Genomic DNA, 16,653 nt, shown 5'->3' on the forward strand with positions numbered 1-16,653 from the left:
TATATCTAGAGCTTAAAAATATTTAACTCAATAATATTTTAAGTAAATTTAATATTATGAAAAGATTAAAATTTTATTTGATGTATACAGATATACATAATTTAACTTTTTATTTAAAAAAACACTCTAAATGGCTTTGGAAAACTACAAATATAGATGTTAGTTATATAGGCTTGCCAACCCAATTATGAGCATGAGGTGAAAAATGAAGTTATTAACGTTAATTGGTGCAGGTGTACTTGCGGGTTATTGTTATAAGAAAATGAAATACAAAAAGGACGGTTCAAATCATCCTGGTCCTCAGAATGAACAGGTAGATAACCAAGCAGCAAATCCTGTTGAATAATCTCTTTAAAGGACCTCACTACTAGCAAGAGAAGGTTGTGGGGTCTCTGATTTTCTCAGTAGAGCCATCTCTGACAAGTCTTATATAATTTTCAGAACTTTACTATTTGTAGAGAAACAGCAAGCTCTTTTTAGCTATTTTTCCTTTTCATCTGTTCTAAATTTTCCTGATTAAATTTATTGATAAAGTTGAATGGTTTACAAAACTATTCATTTTAATAATAGCCATACTTTAAAAGTAATGTGATCCTCTTTCTCAGGAGAACAGCTTATGAAAAAACTAATTATCTTGCCTCTTGTAGCTTTAATACTTCTGGGGTGTAGTCAACCAAATACCCAGCAAGAAGCTGACTCTAAGATCCTACAGGATGAGGATTTAAAAAAATTTAGGGAGATGGTAAGGAATGCTTTACCGAATTCAGATCTGGTTCAATTTCATCAACAAGAGGGAGAATGTGGTGAGGTTAGTTTCAGAGATAAATCTACGAATGAAATGAAGCATCGGAGGTTTATTTTAGTGAATAAAAATATTGTACTGATTGAAAGACGGCAGATAGATCAGGAATATTTTGACCTTTCATGGAGGAATGCATGTCGAGATTATTTCGGGTAAAGAAAGAATATTTATTAAAATTCTTATTTGAAAATAGTGACCGCTATAATCGAATATCAATAAAAACATTTAATCATTGAGCCACTCTTTAGGGTGGCTTTTTAATGTCTAAATTTCTGAATTTTGTTCGAAATATGATTACTGAGTATATCGGTATTTCATATACTAGCTTCGTACCAATAAATAGAATATTGATCAATTTATATAGATAATAAACATAAAAATTATTTAAAAAAGGAGCAAAAATTGCTTCTTGAAAGCATAGCTTTTGCTTTAGGTTGTGGATATGTATCTCTTTAAAATATGCGGCATTATTTTCCTTGTCATCCTTGCTGTTTCTCTAATGGTTTTAGGTCTTATTTATCAGGATCCTTTATTTGCTTTGATCGGACTATTGTTCACGGTTTGCGCAGTATTATTATTTTCCATGATCAAGGAAAGTTTTGCTGATTTTTAGATCACTCATTTCGTTTAAAAGTTTAAAAGTTTAAAGATTTAGAGTAGAGATCAAGGTGAATAGCAGGATGATAGCGATCAATATTATGCACCGAGATGGAGTCAATAATTTGGAAAAGTAATCTTATTAAAGAGTATTCAGATCAATAAGTGGAATAAGGAAGACTTATATAGGCAACCAGTCATGTGGATTAGATTGATAAGATGATCTGATAACACACTCATTGCTAGGTGCTATTTTGTATAAGTTCATCGAAAGATGGGCTTTTTTGTTGCCTAAAATAAAGCTTCATTAAGCTCAACTAGGAAATTATTGACTCCAAAGATCACAATTCAGACTTTTTATGGATGGATAGATATTTAATTTATATATATTTATATTTGTCATGAATTGGCTATTGTTTGACCGCTGTACATTTCGTCAACAATCCTGAATCAGCGCAAAATGATAAAGGGGAAGAGCCCACAGCAATGTGGGCTTTTTTTATTGCCTAAAGAAAAGTTTGGCTTAATTTCTTACTATATATCTGGCTTGAATAGCCTAGCTAAGCTAAGTAATAGATCTGGTCAAAGATTAAGATTAACTAGAAATTTGAATAAGTGACTTATTTCTATTTTATCGGTCAATATGATTGTTAATCATCGACTTAATATAAAAGTGTGATTGACTGCATACAATATTTTCATTATATTTTACCATATGTTCAAAAATCTCCACGTTTTGAATTTAGAGTTCTGCCCACATCGTCCCCAATGATGTGGGTTTTTTTGACTCAAATATACTGATTAATATTTTTATTTACTTATGCTTAATTTATGAACGCTAGAAACAGTAGTATCTAGTTCCATGGAGAGGCTATTTTTACATCAATAGGTATGATAGATTAGAGTTCTGGCGGTAACTGCCAATGTGGGTCAGTCCAGCAAGTTTATCTTGTGACACTCCCGCCGTTTGAAGTGTTACTATGAGGAAGCTCGCCAAATGGTAGGCTTTTTAAGAATTCAAAGTTCATATACCTGCATTCCATGACTTGCGGGTATTTTTTTGTTTGGTGTAATGTGGATCAAGGACTTTGAATGTTGAGACTTGGTATTGTATATTTTACCAAATGTTGAAAATTGGTATATCGGTATGTGGGATTTTGTAAAAAGTTTTAATAATTCTAATACTTATTTAATAATTTCCTTTGTTTTGTTGTTAGTGCTTTCTATGTATTTTTACGTGATAGATCCTATGTAAGAAAATTAAGTTTAAAAAGCTCACCAAATGGTGGGCTTTTTTTATTGATGTTTTATTAATCAAATAAGTGGCATACTAGGTCTCTTGTCTAAATCAAGTTGAATCCTTGTGAAAAAGAAAAGGGTTGTGATTTTATGCGGAGTATTATTAGCACTTATATTCTTTTTGTGTTTTCACGTACATAACCTTTCTAAAAAAGAGAGGTTGGAGAGTTTAGAGAGACTATCCAGGGAGGTTGCAACCTCCAAATAACTTTTCAACAAAGATTAAATGAAAGCTCATCGAAAGATGGGCTTTTTTGTTGCCAGGAGAAAAGTATGCTCCAATTCATATTCTGTTTGTTTGGCCTACATGGTGTCACTGAAATCGATTACACGGCTGATGATGAAGAAATCACGAACCGTACCGGGTTTGTCGGAGAATCAATATTCTGAGTGAGAAGCACTGCTTCGCAAGGTTCGATGACAAAATTAAAATATACCCCTGAAATCAGAGAAAGAACGGTTCAATTATTGATTGAATCTGAAAAAGATTATCCATCGAATTCGGCTGCAATCACAGCAATTGCGCCTAAGATTGGTTGTACTCCTGAAACACTTCGTGCCTGGCATCAAAAGCATTTAGATCAGCAAAATCCTATTAAAGTACAACAGATATCTGATCAAGAAAAAATGGAGCAAATGGAACGTGAAATTAAAGAATTAAAGCGTGCCAATGAAATTCTACATAAAGCAGCCGCTTTTTTCGCCCAGGCGGAGCTAGACCGCCCACATAAATAATGGTGGATTTCATCCATAATAATAAAGATCGATATGGTGTTGATGCGATTTGTAGGATTTTACCGATCGCAGCTTCAACCTATTACCGAACTTTAGATCTCGCTGATGAAAAGCATCGCTTTGCAAGGGAACATCGAGCGAAACGAGATCTACATGATGAGCATCATGCTGAACAAATTCAACGAATTTGGAAGGAAAGTTCAGGTCGGTATGGTGTACGTAAAGTCTGGCAAAAACTGAAACGTGCAGGCTATATTATTGCACGCTGTACTGTTGCTCGATTAATGAAAAAGCTAGGTATACAAGGTGTTTGGCGAGGTGAGAACAAACAAACCACCCGTAGCCGAGATGACCAAAAACGAGCACCTGACTTGGTGAAACGGAATTTTAAAGCTGATCAGCCTAATCACCTTACGAAACAGTGTTTCTCAGGTTGCTGACTTTACCTATATTCAAACCAATTCAGGCTGGGTCTATACCGCCTTTATTATTGATGTGTTCTCACGAGCAATTGTTGGATGGAAAGTATCAACACGTATGAATACAGATATGGTGCTCGATGCACTTGAGCAAGCATTGCACGATCGAGGTATGCCAAAGAATGTGATTCATCATTCTGATAGAGGTGTTCAATATCTTTCTATTCGCTATACCAATCGTTTAGAAGCTGCAAATTTACGAGCATCAGTCGGTACAACTGGTGATTCATACGATAATGCTTTGGCTGAAACAGTGAATGGCTTATACAAAACAGAGATGATTGAATATTTAAAAGCAGATTGGCAAGGTTTAGCAGATGTACAACTTGCGACATTCAACTGGGTAGATTGGTTCAATAAAAAGCGTGTACACAGTGCACTGGGTTATTTATCGCCTTTTGAGTTTGAAGCAATGTACTATGATAAGATTAACCCGTTAGGTCAGGTGGCCTAACTTAAATAAAAAAGTCTCCGATAAATCCGGTAAGGTTCAAGGGTTTTTTCTTTTCTTATTGGTGATATCCATGACAGACAAGCCCGAGCAAAACTTAGAATTTTGCAGTGCTGAGCTGTCTAAATGTTATAACCTCAGTCATTTTAATTCTTAGATCCATCAAATGATTACGATTGATAAGCTCATATGTGAACTAGCAGAATAAATTAAGAATTTAGCTAATGTATTAAGTTAAAATTTAACTTTTCTCAAATTAGTTAAAGAACTTTGAAGAATCTATAGATGATTATCTTATAGATTATCGAGATCCAACCGAGACCCATTCAATGCAACTCAGCGCAACTTATATTTATTTTAAGTTATCAGAAATGAAAGAGTATCTAGTCTGATGCAATCTCTAGCTATTCATTACAGACTCAGTTTTTTCTACTTTTTTTATTATGCGATTGTGGGCGCATTCATGCCTTTCTGGAGTCTGTATCTGGAAGATCAAGGCTTTAATTATCAGGAAATTGGGATTTTATCTTCGATTGCGATTGTCACCCGATTTTTTGCGCCATTTATTTGGGGGTGGATTGCAGACAAATCCGGGAAACGCATGTTACTGGTACGTATAGCTACCTGGATGGAAGCTTGTATCTGGTTCATGATTTTTATCATTCCAAATAGCTTCCAGTCAGTCGCTTTGCTCATGCTGATTTTCAGTTTCTTTCAAAATGCAATTTTGGCTCAGTTTGAAGGCGTGACTTTATTCTGGTTAGGTGAAAAAAGGGCAGAGCTCTATGGCAAAGTGCGTAAGTGGGGTTCTATTGGATTTATTATTGGCGTATTTGGTTTAGGGGCCATTTTTGAGATTATTAGCATTAGTATGCTACCAGTCTTATTACTCTGTATCTCATTTCTGGCTTTTCTCTGGTCGTTCACTATCAAAGAACCAACAGTAGCACCGACAGCACAGAAAAAACTCGAAGCTTTATGGCCGATTTTCAAGCGCCCGGTGGTATACAGTTTTTTTCTGATTGAACTGATCATGCTGTTTTCACATGCGCCGTTTTATAGTTTTTATAGTAACTATCTCAGCCAGAATGGATTCAGTACCAGTCAGATCGGATTGCTTTGGTCGGTTGGGGTTATTGCTGAAATCATTATGTTTGCCTATGCCACATTTTTTCTGACACGCTGGTCATGGCGTCATCTGGTGATGCTATGCCTGTTAATGACCGGTTTAAGATGGCTAACAGTCGGCATATTTCCATCGTTATTTCTGGCACAGTTTTTTGCCCAGACCATTCATGCCCTAAGTTTTGGCTTATTTCATATGATTGCCATGCGGGTTATTTTTCAGAACTTCTCTGCCGGACAGCAAGGCCGTGGACAGGCACTGTATAGCACCATGTGGGGTTTAGGCGTGGCGAGTGGCAGCATTCTAGCCGGTCGTTATTGGGATCAGGTCGGTGGAACATCAATCTTTATTGCTGCTGCGCTGTCGACCTTGCTGGGCCTATTGCTGGTATTTGGCTTACCCAGCAAAGTCGAACTGCAAAAGCAGGTTTAAGATACGATTGAATGATTAAATGCGGATTTTGGAATATTGATCAAACCAGGGCTGAGCCTGTTCTAATTGAGCGGCTAGTTGTAACAGCAAATCTTCACGGGCAAATGGTGCAATAAACTGTGAGCCCAAAGGCAGGTTATCTTCATTCCAGTAAAGCGGTACTGACATTGCCGGAAGGCCGGTAATATTGGCTAATTGGGTGAATGGCACCCATTGCAGGTTTTCTTTTACAATCTGATCGACCAGCTTACCTTGTGCCAATAGATGTGCCTTATTCATTTTTAATAAAGCTTTAAGAATCGGCTTCTGCCAGTTTGGTGTCTTGACTTCGCCATTTTTGGGTGCAACAGTGGCCGTGGCTGGCGTCAGGTAGAGATCATAATCATCAAAGAAATGATTCATCTGGGCTACATATTGTCCCCAATTAGTCAGATTCTGGATATATTCAATCGCCGTTGTTTTGGCACCAAAAGCAGCCAGAGCCAGAGAATCCAGTTCAAAATCGCCTGATCTGGATGGATAGCCTTTCTGGATTTCGTTCAGCATATAAGAAAACTGGCTAAACCACGTCGTAATAAAATCTTTAGCCAGTTGCATGCCATCAATCTGCGGTTGATCCTCAACGACTTCATGACCTAAAGATTCCAGTAAACGGGCAGTTTGTTCTACCGCTTTAATAGCATCTTGAGAAACAGGCGTATCGATGCTGGAACGCGTATTAAATGCGATTTTTAATTTTTTTGGTGGTTGCTGAATCACTTCCAGATAATGTGTATGCGGACGTTGAATCGTAAACAGTGAACTGCGATCTTCACCATGGGTGGCATCCAGCATTGCTGCACTATCCCGAACAGTTTTAGTGAGTACATGTTGAATGGCAGCACCATGCATTGCTTCACTCATTTGCGGCCCCCACGGTGTACGTCCACGGCTTGGTTTTAAACCAAACAGACCACAGTAGGAAGCCGGAATACGAATTGAGCCACCACCATCACCTGCACCAGCAATTGGCACAATGCCGGCTGCCACAGCAGAAGCAGAACCGCCTGATGAGCCACCGCTGTTATGTCTTAAATTCCACGGATTTTTACAGCTACCCCAGGCATCTGGCTCGGTAATGCCTTTAATTCCGAATTCAGGAGTGTTGGTACGGCCAAAGGTCACGATACCTGCCTGTTCCCAACGGTTAACAATCTCGGCATTGGTATCAGCTATATAGCCAATGCGCTTTAAACCCTGACATCCATAAGACGTCGGATAACCTGCATATTCCTGAAACAGGTCTTTGACTAGAAATGGAACACCGGCAAAGGGACCTGACAGATCTTGCCGGGTACGCTGCAAGGCATGCTCATGCATGGGAATAATAATGGCATTGATTTCAGGATTAATATTCGCACTACGTTCTAAAGCGACTGATAAAAGTTCACTTGAATGTATCTGTTTATTTTTAACCAGTTCAGCCAGTCCTAATCCATCGTATTGTAAGTATTCTTCAAATTTCATCTGCATTCCCTAGCGTTGATATTGTTATAAGGTTGTAGAGGGTTTCAGTTCAGGATGCAAGCACCACCTGATTACGTCCCAAGTGTTTGGCCTGATATAAGGCCTGATCTGCGGTATTGACCAGTTGCTGTAAATCTTGAGAAAGTGGCGCATGTTGATGCGTAATCCCGAGACTCACGGTAATCGATAAAGGTGAGCCATCAGGTTGATACATTGGCGTTTTAGCTACCAGTTCACGAATACGCTCAGCAATAAATTGGGCTTTAGAAGGTTTAGTATCCCAAAGCAAAATGACAAATTCCTCACCACCAATACGCGCAAACAGATCTTGAGAACGTAAATTAGAACGGATGATTTCAGCAAAGTGTTGCAGTACTTTATCGCCCACATGATGGCCAAAATGATCGTTTAAACGTTTGAAATGATCAATATCCAGCATAATCAGGGAGAACTGCACACTCTTGGAATGTTGTAGTAAATATTCACCTTTCTGGAAGAAAAAATGCCGGTTCATGGTCCGCGTCAGACAGTCATGATTGGCCAAATACAATACGCGTTTAAATAGGTCGTTACGGTTCTGACTGATAATACACAGGATCAGCGGCGACAATGCCAGCATAAACAGTCCGATCCTTAATGAGATATAAATGGTCGAGTCTGCCAGCGTATCATGTGTAGTGGTATAGAACTGGGTCAGGCTGTAATACATCAAAATGATTACAAAGGCATTAATAATTGCAATCGTAAAGATGCGATAGGTCAGTGCTGCCCAGATTAAAGCTGCTAAAGGATAAAGCAGGGCACCTGGACCGACAAAAATATTGCTCAGGATAATACACAGGATTACCGTGCCTGCTGGCAGTAAATAACTCAATGAGTTCTGCTTCTTTCTGCGGTTTTTAAATAAATATTTGAGATCTTTGGTTCTAGGAAAGGCCAGAAAAAGCGGCAGGACAATAATGTAATTTACCATTTCGCCTGTCCACCACAGCCCAAAATCTATCCATAAATTTTCCTTGGTCATAAAGGAATGGGGAAGATTGGGTAAGGTCGCAACGGCAAACACTGCACTGGCCAGGCATCCTGCGAATGCACAGATGCCGAACATATGCACGAAAGTGAAGCCAGTATTGTAGTACTTATAATTGATCTGGAAATATCGGATAAAAAACAGCGATACAATAGTACTAATCAAGTTGGCAAGCGTTAGAAACAGACTCTGTAAAAGATTATTACCTGTCGCCAGATCAGCAAGCATGAACGCACAGAAAGCACCTAGCCACCCGCCCATATTGTTTAAATGGGGGAAGCGTAAAAACATGGCCAGTAAGGCAGCATTGGCAGGCCAGAGTATGGCTAAGTAATCCTGTGTCCTGGTCATAATGCTAATCAAACAAGTCACTAAAATAATGAAAAGAATGACCAAGTAGGCATATGTTTCAGGATTCAAGTTCCGGTCTGTGATTCGAGGTATTCGCAAATCTAAGTCCTGTATCTAATTTTTATTTGTGAAATATCACTTTGTTTGGGAAATGCTTTTTACCCAAAAGTACAACTTTATTCTTGGAATAATCTGTTTTTACTTACGTTATCAATATACGTTTGTATACGAAATATATACAAAAAAATTAAAAAAGGAAATCCATGTTTTTAAACTATAATGATAAAAATTTGTTTTATTTCGGTATTTAAACTGATGCAGAGCAGAATATGATCCCGAAAAATATGATAAGTTAAAATTAATTATTAGGATTGAAACGAAGCCTGTGAATATGAAAAAAACCTGTCTTGGCCTTGTCTTGCTCATGAACTCATCTTGGCTAATGGCAACAGAAAATAATAATCAAGCTGCAAATAGTATTGCGAAACCTCTCGAAGTTCCGAATACTTTTACCATTAATACTCGTCCTGAAATTGTTGGGCTATGGGGAATGGAAATTCCAGATAATAAAAAATGTGTTGAATACTATAATTTTAAAGGTAATAACAATGTAGTCATTAAAAGTGGTTCAGAATGGACCACAGGGCTGTATGACTATCAGCCTTCACAAGATCCGGCTGCACAGATACCAGCGTTGATTATGCAGGTTAAATACGATAATAATGAAAAAGACTGTTCCGGCAATCAGGTAGATCAGTCAGGTGAGATTTCGCAGTATTTTGTGAAGTGGCAGAATTCTAATACCATTAATTTCTGTGCCAATGAAAAAGCAGAACAATGTTTTGCTGTGCTTCGACGCATTTTGCCTTGATTGAAGGCTAGATATAAAAAAACCGCTGACTTCAGCGGTTTTTTATTAGATCATGTCTCAAATCAAGCTTTTTCTTTGTCTTCAGCACCTTCAAGCTGCTTTAACAAATGTTTTTCCAGATAGTGAATATCCATTGCATGTTCACAGAAATTTTCATCCTGAAGAATCAGATCTTTGTGTAATGGAATATTGGTTTTCACGCCTGTCAGAATCATTTCATCCAAGGCCTGTTTCATGCGCGCAATTGCAGTTTCACGATCTTTACCATGGGCAATCAGTTTGGCAATCATAGAATCATAATACGGCGGGATGCTATAGCCTGGATAGATATGAGAGTCTAAACGGATACCTGCGCCACCTGGCGCATAGAAGGTCTCGATTTTGCCCGGAGATGGCATAAAGTTCGATGGATCTTCTGCGTTGATACGACATTCGATCGCATGACCTTTAACACGTACATCTTCTTGCTGGATATCCAGACCTAAGCCAGCTGCAATACGTAACTGCTGTTCAATGATGTCGATACCGGTGACCATTTCAGTCACAGGGTGTTCCACCTGAACACGGGTGTTCATTTCAATAAAGAAGAATTCGCCTTCTTCAAACAGGAACTCGAATGTACCAGCACCACGATATTGCATCAATTTACAAGCATTGACACAGGCTTCAAGAATGTCAGCTCGAGCCTGTTCTGGCAGGTTAGGCGCTGGCGCTTCTTCAAGTACTTTCTGGTGACGACGCTGTAAAGAACAGTCACGGTCATATAAATGGATCGCATGACCATTACCGTCGCCTAGAACCTGTACTTCGACGTGACGCGGTTTTTGCAGGAAACGTTCCATATAAACCGTGTCATCACCAAACCACATTTCAGCATCACGCTGCGCAGCTTGTACTGATTCAAGCAGGGTATCTACACGTTCTACAATACGCATACCACGACCACCACCACCGGAAGCCGCTTTCACGATGAGCGGGAAACCAATTTCTTTGGCTTCAGCAAGCGCATTGTGAATCGTCACGGCATGATCGCAGCCCGGTACGGTTGGTACACCCGCTTTTTTCATGGCAATAATCGCAGAAACCTTGTTCCCCATCAGGCGAATATGTTCTGGACGTGGACCAATGAAGATAAAACCAGAACTTTCTACGATTTCAGCAAATTCAGCATTTTCAGATAAAAAGCCATAACCAGGGTGGATGGCATCTGCACTGGTGATTTCAGCGGCTGTAATCAGGGCTGGAATATTCAGATAACTGTCGCTGCTTGCGCCAGGACCGATACACACGGCTTCATCACAGAAGCGTAAGTGCATCAGGTCTTTGTCAGCATCTGAATAGACACCGACGGTTTTAATTCCTAAAGTTTTGCAAGCTCGGGCAATGCGCAGGGCAATCTCACCTCGGTTTGCAATTAAAACTTTTTGCAACATTATGAATCCCCGAAGTGATTAGGCGCGGTAACGGAAAAGTGGCTGACCAAACTGAATCACTTCACCATTTTTCACCAGAATTTCTTCAATCACGCCGCTTTGAGTTGCTTCAATCGGGTTCATGATTTTCATTGCTTCAATGATACCCAGTGTTTCGCCAGCAGAAACAGTTTGGCCAATTTTTACAAAAGGTGCTTCACCTGGGCTTGGAGCTGCATAAAACACGCCAACCATTGGAGATTTTTCAACTGCACCACGAGGAGATTTAGCTGCAGGGACGTCAGCTGCAGGTGCAGGCATTGCAGGAACAGCTGCTGCAACTACTGGATTACGACGAGTCAGAGCGATCGACTGATCACCTTCCTTAACTTCAATCGCCTGTAAGTCAGATTCAATCATCAAATCGATGAGCTTCTTGATTTTACGGATATCCATGAGACAGTATTCCTAATTAAGATTGTTTAGAAGATTGTATTTTTTCAATGACATAGTCGAGTGCGGCAGCATAGCCTTTTGCACCTAGACCACAGATCACGCCAATAGCTTTATCGGATAGATATGAATGATGTCGGAATGCCTCACGTGCATGGACGTTAGACAGGTGGACTTCAATAAACGGGATTGCCACGCCAAGAAGTGCATCACGAACTGCAACTGAGGTATGCGTCAGGGCAGCAGGATTAATAATGATATATTGCACGCTGTCTTGTTGGGCTTGATGAATTCGGTCAACAATTGCGCCTTCCCAGTTGCTCTGGAAAGTGTCAAGTTGTAAAGTAGCTTTTTTAGCCTGAGCAGTAAGCTGCTGATTAATATCTTCTAGAGTTAAATAACCATAAACTTCGGGTTCGCGCTTTCCTAGCAAATTTAAATTCGGTCCATGAATAACCAAAATAGTCGAAGTCATCTATGGTGCTCCAGTTAAAAAGTTTCAGGATGGGTTTGCAAGATGTCTACAAACTTCACCTATTATCGCATGAATTCCTACATTATTTTTATAATTTCTTTGAATTGACATAGAAAAGCATGTACCACGCAGTGGCCATATAATGAAAACTTTGCAAGTATTTAGCAATGTTCAAAACTACCAAATCTTCATCTTTTACATCATTTCTAGATTTTAGATGAATTGGCTTAATTGTTACATTTATGCTGTGTAAGTTAGACCTCAATGTTTATTCATAATTCTTTTAAATTGAGTGTTTATTCGGCACGAGCTTGTCAAAAATAAAAAATATTAGTCGAAGTCTCCGCTCATATCAAAAATTATGGTGATCGGTAAAAGACCGGGTTTTCATTATATTTTTGGATGAATCAAAATTTTATTCTATTCATTATTCTGCAAACTAAAATATCAAACTTGGAATAAAAATCAAAAAGTTATTTGATAAATGGTATGAACTAAAGTTTATTATTGAATGGGTTTTATTTCGTTAGCAAAGTAAGTAGCACATTATTTTTCTGCAAAAAGAGATAGGCTCATTGCTACTGAGCATTGGCTAAATGATACTGATCACAAACGTAAAATTAAAAACTTATGATTCTTCATTAATCTTTTACTAGTCTCATCTGATATTGACGAATGTGCTCAATTTTCTAAGCATTACCTTTATTTGTCATTCTTTATGTTCGCTCAATAACATTGGCAAAATGGCACTTCATGTATAGGCGTTGTTATTCATCTGAATGTTGCCTAAGTTTTTAAATGATGAATTTTTAAGCTTAAGAACGAGCTGGTATGCGGAATTACAATGATAAATGGGATAGCTAAGTTCAGTTAAAGTGCAGTATGAATAGATATTCTTGATTAAAAGCTAATGGTATCTGATTGTATTTTGAACACATATTAATTGTATAGGCTATTCAGAATCACAGAATAAAACCCAAGCAGACTTGATAAGCTATAATGAAGATCCCGTCAAAATACTATCGAAGCTGTTATGACACCTGCATGCAAATTATTAAAATCTCAAAAAATTGAATATAGCATTCACGAATACGAACATGATGCCAATGCTAAAAGCTTTGGTTTGGAAGCAGCAGAAAAGTTAGGGCTAGCAGTAGAAGAAGTATTTAAAACATTATTGGTCACGGATGAGAAGCAGTATTTTGTAGCAGTTCTTCCAGTCAACCATCAGTTAAACCTAAAAAAAGTAGCATCAGCCTTTGGTTGTAAAAAGCTACAAATGGCTGACCCTAAACAGGCAGAACGTCTAACGGGTTATCTCGTAGGTGGGATTAGTCCGGTCGGGCAGAAAAAACGCCTGAAAACTGTCATTGATGCATCAGCGGAACAGCTGAATAAAATTTATGTCAGTGGGGGTAAACGCGGGCTGGATATTGGTTTAAGACCTGCGGATCTGGCTAAGGTTCTAGATGCAAAATTTGTGGATGTATTAGATATCTAAAATTTTCAGTATTCTTCAATAAAACTATCTTACTGAGAAGCGTTCATATCAATGGACGCTTCAACTTTTCTGGGTTCTCATATTTCTATTCTGTCGGAAAATTCAGCATGGTTTTTTCTTCATTGTATAGTGGATGATTGAGATCCACAGCCTGACTGTGGATTGAACAAAGATAAAAACAATAAAATAGAAAATATGGAGAATACCGTATGGAAATCCAGAAAAAACGATTATCACGGTTCTGTATGAGCTTGTCCGCGATGGCCATGCTCTCAGTCTTTTCAACTGCACAGGCAGACTCGTCTACCCTTGCCTCAGCCACCCAATTCCCAGCAAGTTTTTTTTGTGGGTAATAACTGAGATGGAACAGTTACAGTGATTCGGTCTTCAGGTGACTTTGGCAAGGTTGGTGTGATCAATATGATTCCTGATCGTAAGGAGCATCTGAAGGAGATTCACCTCAATCCCTTAAACTAATTGCCTAAACCTATATTTAAGCTACTGCGGGTGAAGGTAATGATCAGCTGGTCGACGATATGTATTCCATGCCAGATGGACAGTCAGTGGTCGCATCCCGTCCAAGTTTTTTGCCGATGTGGTCTCGATTAACATCAAGACCGGCAAGATGAACTGGCGTACTCCAGTTGAAGGCTTCAGTGCGGATCACATGGCAGTTTCACCAGATGGCCAGCGTGTCGCGGTTTCTGCATCATCCGGAAATGTGGTGCATGTACTAGATATTCATACGGGTAAGGAGCTTGGTCGTTTTGCGACAGGTGATAAACCGCATGAAAATATTTACTTTGATAATGGCAAAAAAATTCTGAACTCGGCCATTGGTAATGTAGGAACCTCTCTGGATGCCCAGTGGCAGGATTTCACTAAAGGTAAACGTTATATCACCATTGCAGATGCCAATACCCATCAGGTACTTAAAAAAATTGACTTTAGACCGGCATTGGATGCTTTTGGTCGAAAAGATTTATCTAATTCAGTGCGGCCGATGGTTTTTAGTAAAGATGAAAGCAAACTCTATGCTCAGGTATCATTTTTTAATGGTTTGATTGAGTATGACTTAAACCAGAATAAAGTGACCCGTATTGGTCAGTTGCCAGGTAGCGATAGCATTTCCAAAGATCGTACTAAATGGGTGAATGATTCCCGGCATCATGGTTTATCCATCAGCGCAGACGGTGAAAAACTCTGTGTTGCGGGCACGATGGATAATTATGCCACCATTGTCGATCGTAAGAGCCTGACTGCCGGAAAATTAATTCCTGCAGGTAAACCATACTGGGCCACCCGAAGTCCGGATGGCCGTAGCTGTATCATTTCAGAAAGTGAAACGGATGTGGTGACCGTAATTAATTTCGCGACAGGAAATAAAGTGACCAGTGTGCCTGTAGGAAATCATCCACAGCGTGTCCGAATCGGTTATGCCCCAGCAGACTGGTCTACGCCGTAGCAAATAATGGCTTTAAAAGAGCAATGTGTTATGGACGTTGCTCTAAGCATTGTAGGTAGCATATATGAGGGACAAAACACTTACTTTATATCTGCTGGCGGGAATGTTATCAACCAGTATTCTGGTTGGGATTGCTTATCAGGTTCATAAGGATATTTATAAGACAGAATTCAATATACTGAAACCTGATGATCAGATGACTTTTGCAACGAAATCACTAATTACTTCGAGTTTAAATCCTAAAACAGCTGTATCGGCAAGAACAGCTAGACACCCGGAAGTGGATTCTGAACAGCAGGTCTTATTACAACAGAGAGAGCAGCTTTATCTGGATTTTACCCAAATGATGAATGGCTTAAGTCAAGGTGAAAAGCCAGACTATCGCCAGCTAGATCGTTTGCTGGTACAACAGCAGAATCTGGTGAATGCTCAGGTCGTTGCTCCGAAAGAGGCGAGAGCTCAAATAGAATTTTTGCAGAAAGTTCTGCCTGAAATCTCTCCACAGCTGGATCAAGCCTTAAATGCATTGGATCAGAATAGTTTTTAATCTTCCGGTTTAAAGATTTATTTAGTTGTGAATACAGATCATAGATAAGCTTGATAAGATAAAAGCCCGTAAAAACGGGCTTTTTCTTCATTCATGTTTTAGATTAAAACTTATAAGCAGTTCGCGGGTTTCGGGATGCCAGCCAGTCGGCTTAAATGACGTGCCACCAGACCCGTATTAAACTTTTCCTGTAATAAGGCATTGTTAATTTCCGGACTCACTGTCTTCATCAAAAATTTAATCAACGGACGGGTTGCAGGAGAATGCCCAAACTGATGATAAAACTGACGAACAGCCTGTAGCACTTCAAAATGCCAAGGAGTAAGTTGAAGTTCTAGTGTATCTGCCAGTACTTGGGCAACGTCTTCATTCCAGATGGTGTAATCGACTAAATGACCATCTTGGTCCAGTTCTAGATTCATATGTGACTCATGGATTATTTCATTGAGATGCAGCGACTAAATTTCAGACATAGATCTGCAAATTCGGAGTAGTCGAGTAAAACAACATTTTCCGATAAAGGTGAGATCAGAATTTCTGCATCATTTTTCAGGATATAAACTTGCGGCAGTTGCTGTACGAAGGCATGGTCCAGATACAGCACTGATTCTCCCATCAGGACCACTTGATCATCTGAAGCATGGAGCTGTGCTAACTGATCAAGGACTGACACCGTCGCTGCATAATCTGACTGGATCAGGTAAAGGGTTTGATCTGACATTTATTTATCCTTCGTCCTTACCAATACAATACGTGATCAAATTTTTGAACGAATTCTGAATTGAATTCAATCAACTCAATCTCCTGTTCGCTTTGCTTTACAAAAGGAGAGTCCTGATTTTTCTGTTCAACCAGAATTGGGGTTAGGTCATAAAATTCGAAACTATCCACCAGATTTGAGGCCAGTTTAAAGGCATGTTTCAGCTGGTCAAACTGAAGCTCAGAACGTAAAAGACTCAAGGCTGCGCCTTGGAGTAATACTTTAACTTCAGCACCGAAGGTCGCCAGTACCATCGTGGCAGACAGGCTTTCATGCACCTGCAAGCTGTTTAAGTTGGCTTGGGTTAATATAACAAGTACAGATTTCACACAAGATTCCTTTTAAAAGCAACACATCCTGA

General features: G+C 39.2%; 14 protein-coding genes, 2 pseudogenes and 1 other annotated feature. Of the genes and pseudogenes, 8 read left to right on the forward strand and 8 right to left on the reverse strand.

The features are described from left to right. Nucleotides 1–205 precede the first annotated feature (205 nt). The 4 genes and pseudogenes from ACWM1W_RS06695 (at nucleotide 206) to ACWM1W_RS06710 (ending at nucleotide 5,921) form a co-directional block, all read left to right on the forward strand. Nucleotides 206–346 (forward strand): hypothetical protein, encoded by a 141-nt coding sequence (locus tag ACWM1W_RS06695; RefSeq protein WP_375725353.1) that lies wholly within the window; start codon nucleotides 206–208, stop codon nucleotides 344–346. A gap of 270 nt (nucleotides 347–616) precedes the next feature. After that, complete coding sequence (locus ACWM1W_RS06700; RefSeq protein ID WP_005235426.1) at nucleotides 617–958, forward strand: hypothetical protein; 342 nt, start codon at nucleotides 617–619, stop codon at nucleotides 956–958. Nucleotides 959–3,115: 2,157 nt separating this feature from the next. After that, nucleotides 3,116–4,366: pseudogene (locus ACWM1W_RS06705) on the forward strand (IS3 family transposase). Beyond that, nucleotides 3,391–3,507, forward strand: a sequence feature (AL1L pseudoknot). (Overlaps the previous pseudogene by 117 nt.) Nucleotides 4,367–4,754: 388 nt before the next feature. Further along, nucleotides 4,755–5,921: an MFS transporter gene (locus ACWM1W_RS06710; protein ID WP_375725354.1), complete on the forward strand. Its 1,167-nt coding sequence runs from the start codon at nucleotides 4,755–4,757 to the stop codon at nucleotides 5,919–5,921. Nucleotides 5,922–5,936: 15 nt separating this feature from the next. Here the strand turns inward: ACWM1W_RS06710 and ACWM1W_RS06715 are convergent, their stop codons facing one another. Both ACWM1W_RS06715 and ACWM1W_RS06720 read right to left on the reverse strand, forming a co-directional pair. Further along, a complete protein-coding gene (locus ACWM1W_RS06715; protein ID WP_375725355.1) occupies nucleotides 5,937–7,427 on the reverse strand; it encodes an amidase in 1,491 nt (496 codons plus the stop codon). Between the two features lie 49 nt (nucleotides 7,428–7,476). Next, nucleotides 7,477–8,907: a sensor domain-containing diguanylate cyclase gene (locus ACWM1W_RS06720; RefSeq protein WP_375725356.1), complete on the reverse strand. Its 1,431-nt coding sequence runs from the start codon at nucleotides 8,905–8,907 to the stop codon at nucleotides 7,477–7,479. 325 nt (nucleotides 8,908–9,232) lie between these two features. On the opposite strand from ACWM1W_RS06720, the gene ACWM1W_RS06725 reads away from it, so the two are divergent. After that, nucleotides 9,233–9,679 carry a hypothetical protein gene (locus ACWM1W_RS06725; RefSeq protein ID WP_375725505.1) on the forward strand — a complete coding sequence of 149 codons (447 nt, stop codon included), beginning with the start codon at nucleotides 9,233–9,235 and terminating at the stop codon, nucleotides 9,677–9,679. A 62-nt stretch (nucleotides 9,680–9,741) separates the two neighbouring features. On the opposite strand, the gene accC is transcribed toward ACWM1W_RS06725, so the two are convergent. The 3 genes from accC to aroQ are packed head-to-tail and all read right to left on the reverse strand — an operon-like array spanning nucleotide 9,742 to nucleotide 12,019. Next, nucleotides 9,742–11,112 (reverse strand): acetyl-CoA carboxylase biotin carboxylase subunit, encoded by a 1,371-nt coding sequence (gene accC / locus ACWM1W_RS06730; RefSeq protein WP_375725357.1) that lies wholly within the window; start codon nucleotides 11,110–11,112, stop codon nucleotides 9,742–9,744. Nucleotides 11,113–11,130: 18 nt separating this feature from the next. Beyond that, entirely contained in the window at nucleotides 11,131–11,547 is a 417-nt protein-coding gene (accB, locus tag ACWM1W_RS06735; RefSeq protein WP_004785952.1) for an acetyl-CoA carboxylase biotin carboxyl carrier protein, read from the reverse strand. Nucleotides 11,548–11,563: 16 nt separating this feature from the next. Continuing rightward, nucleotides 11,564–12,019 (reverse strand): type II 3-dehydroquinate dehydratase, encoded by a 456-nt coding sequence (aroQ, locus tag ACWM1W_RS06740; RefSeq protein ID WP_375725358.1) that lies wholly within the window; start codon nucleotides 12,017–12,019, stop codon nucleotides 11,564–11,566. A 1,033-nt stretch (nucleotides 12,020–13,052) separates the two neighbouring features. Here aroQ and ybaK point away from each other — a divergent pair. The 3 genes and pseudogenes from ybaK to ACWM1W_RS06755 all read left to right on the forward strand — a co-directional run bounded on the left by ybaK (nucleotide 13,053) and on the right by ACWM1W_RS06755 (nucleotide 15,532). Continuing rightward, complete coding sequence (gene ybaK / locus ACWM1W_RS06745; protein ID WP_375725359.1) at nucleotides 13,053–13,520, forward strand: Cys-tRNA(Pro) deacylase; 468 nt, start codon at nucleotides 13,053–13,055, stop codon at nucleotides 13,518–13,520. A 260-nt stretch (nucleotides 13,521–13,780) separates the two neighbouring features. Further along, nucleotides 13,781–14,985 (forward strand): annotated as a pseudogene (locus tag ACWM1W_RS06750) (YncE family protein). A 64-nt stretch (nucleotides 14,986–15,049) separates the two neighbouring features. Further along, complete coding sequence (locus ACWM1W_RS06755; protein WP_375725360.1) at nucleotides 15,050–15,532, forward strand: hypothetical protein; 483 nt, start codon at nucleotides 15,050–15,052, stop codon at nucleotides 15,530–15,532. 110 nt (nucleotides 15,533–15,642) lie between these two features. Here the strand turns inward: ACWM1W_RS06755 and ACWM1W_RS06760 are convergent, their stop codons facing one another. The 3 genes from ACWM1W_RS06760 to ACWM1W_RS06770 are packed head-to-tail and all read right to left on the reverse strand — an operon-like array spanning nucleotide 15,643 to nucleotide 16,621. Then, nucleotides 15,643–15,954 (reverse strand): TusE/DsrC/DsvC family sulfur relay protein, encoded by a 312-nt coding sequence (locus ACWM1W_RS06760; protein WP_004785942.1) that lies wholly within the window; start codon nucleotides 15,952–15,954, stop codon nucleotides 15,643–15,645. Between the two features lie 14 nt (nucleotides 15,955–15,968). Beyond that, nucleotides 15,969–16,253 carry a sulfurtransferase TusB gene (locus ACWM1W_RS06765; RefSeq protein ID WP_034171185.1) on the reverse strand — a complete coding sequence of 95 codons (285 nt, stop codon included), beginning with the start codon at nucleotides 16,251–16,253 and terminating at the stop codon, nucleotides 15,969–15,971. A 17-nt stretch (nucleotides 16,254–16,270) separates the two neighbouring features. Continuing rightward, nucleotides 16,271–16,621 (reverse strand): hypothetical protein, encoded by a 351-nt coding sequence (locus ACWM1W_RS06770; protein WP_034171184.1) that lies wholly within the window; start codon nucleotides 16,619–16,621, stop codon nucleotides 16,271–16,273. Nucleotides 16,622–16,653 lie beyond the last annotated feature (32 nt).

This window comes from Acinetobacter sp. TW_SC_4 (assembly GCF_054861205.1).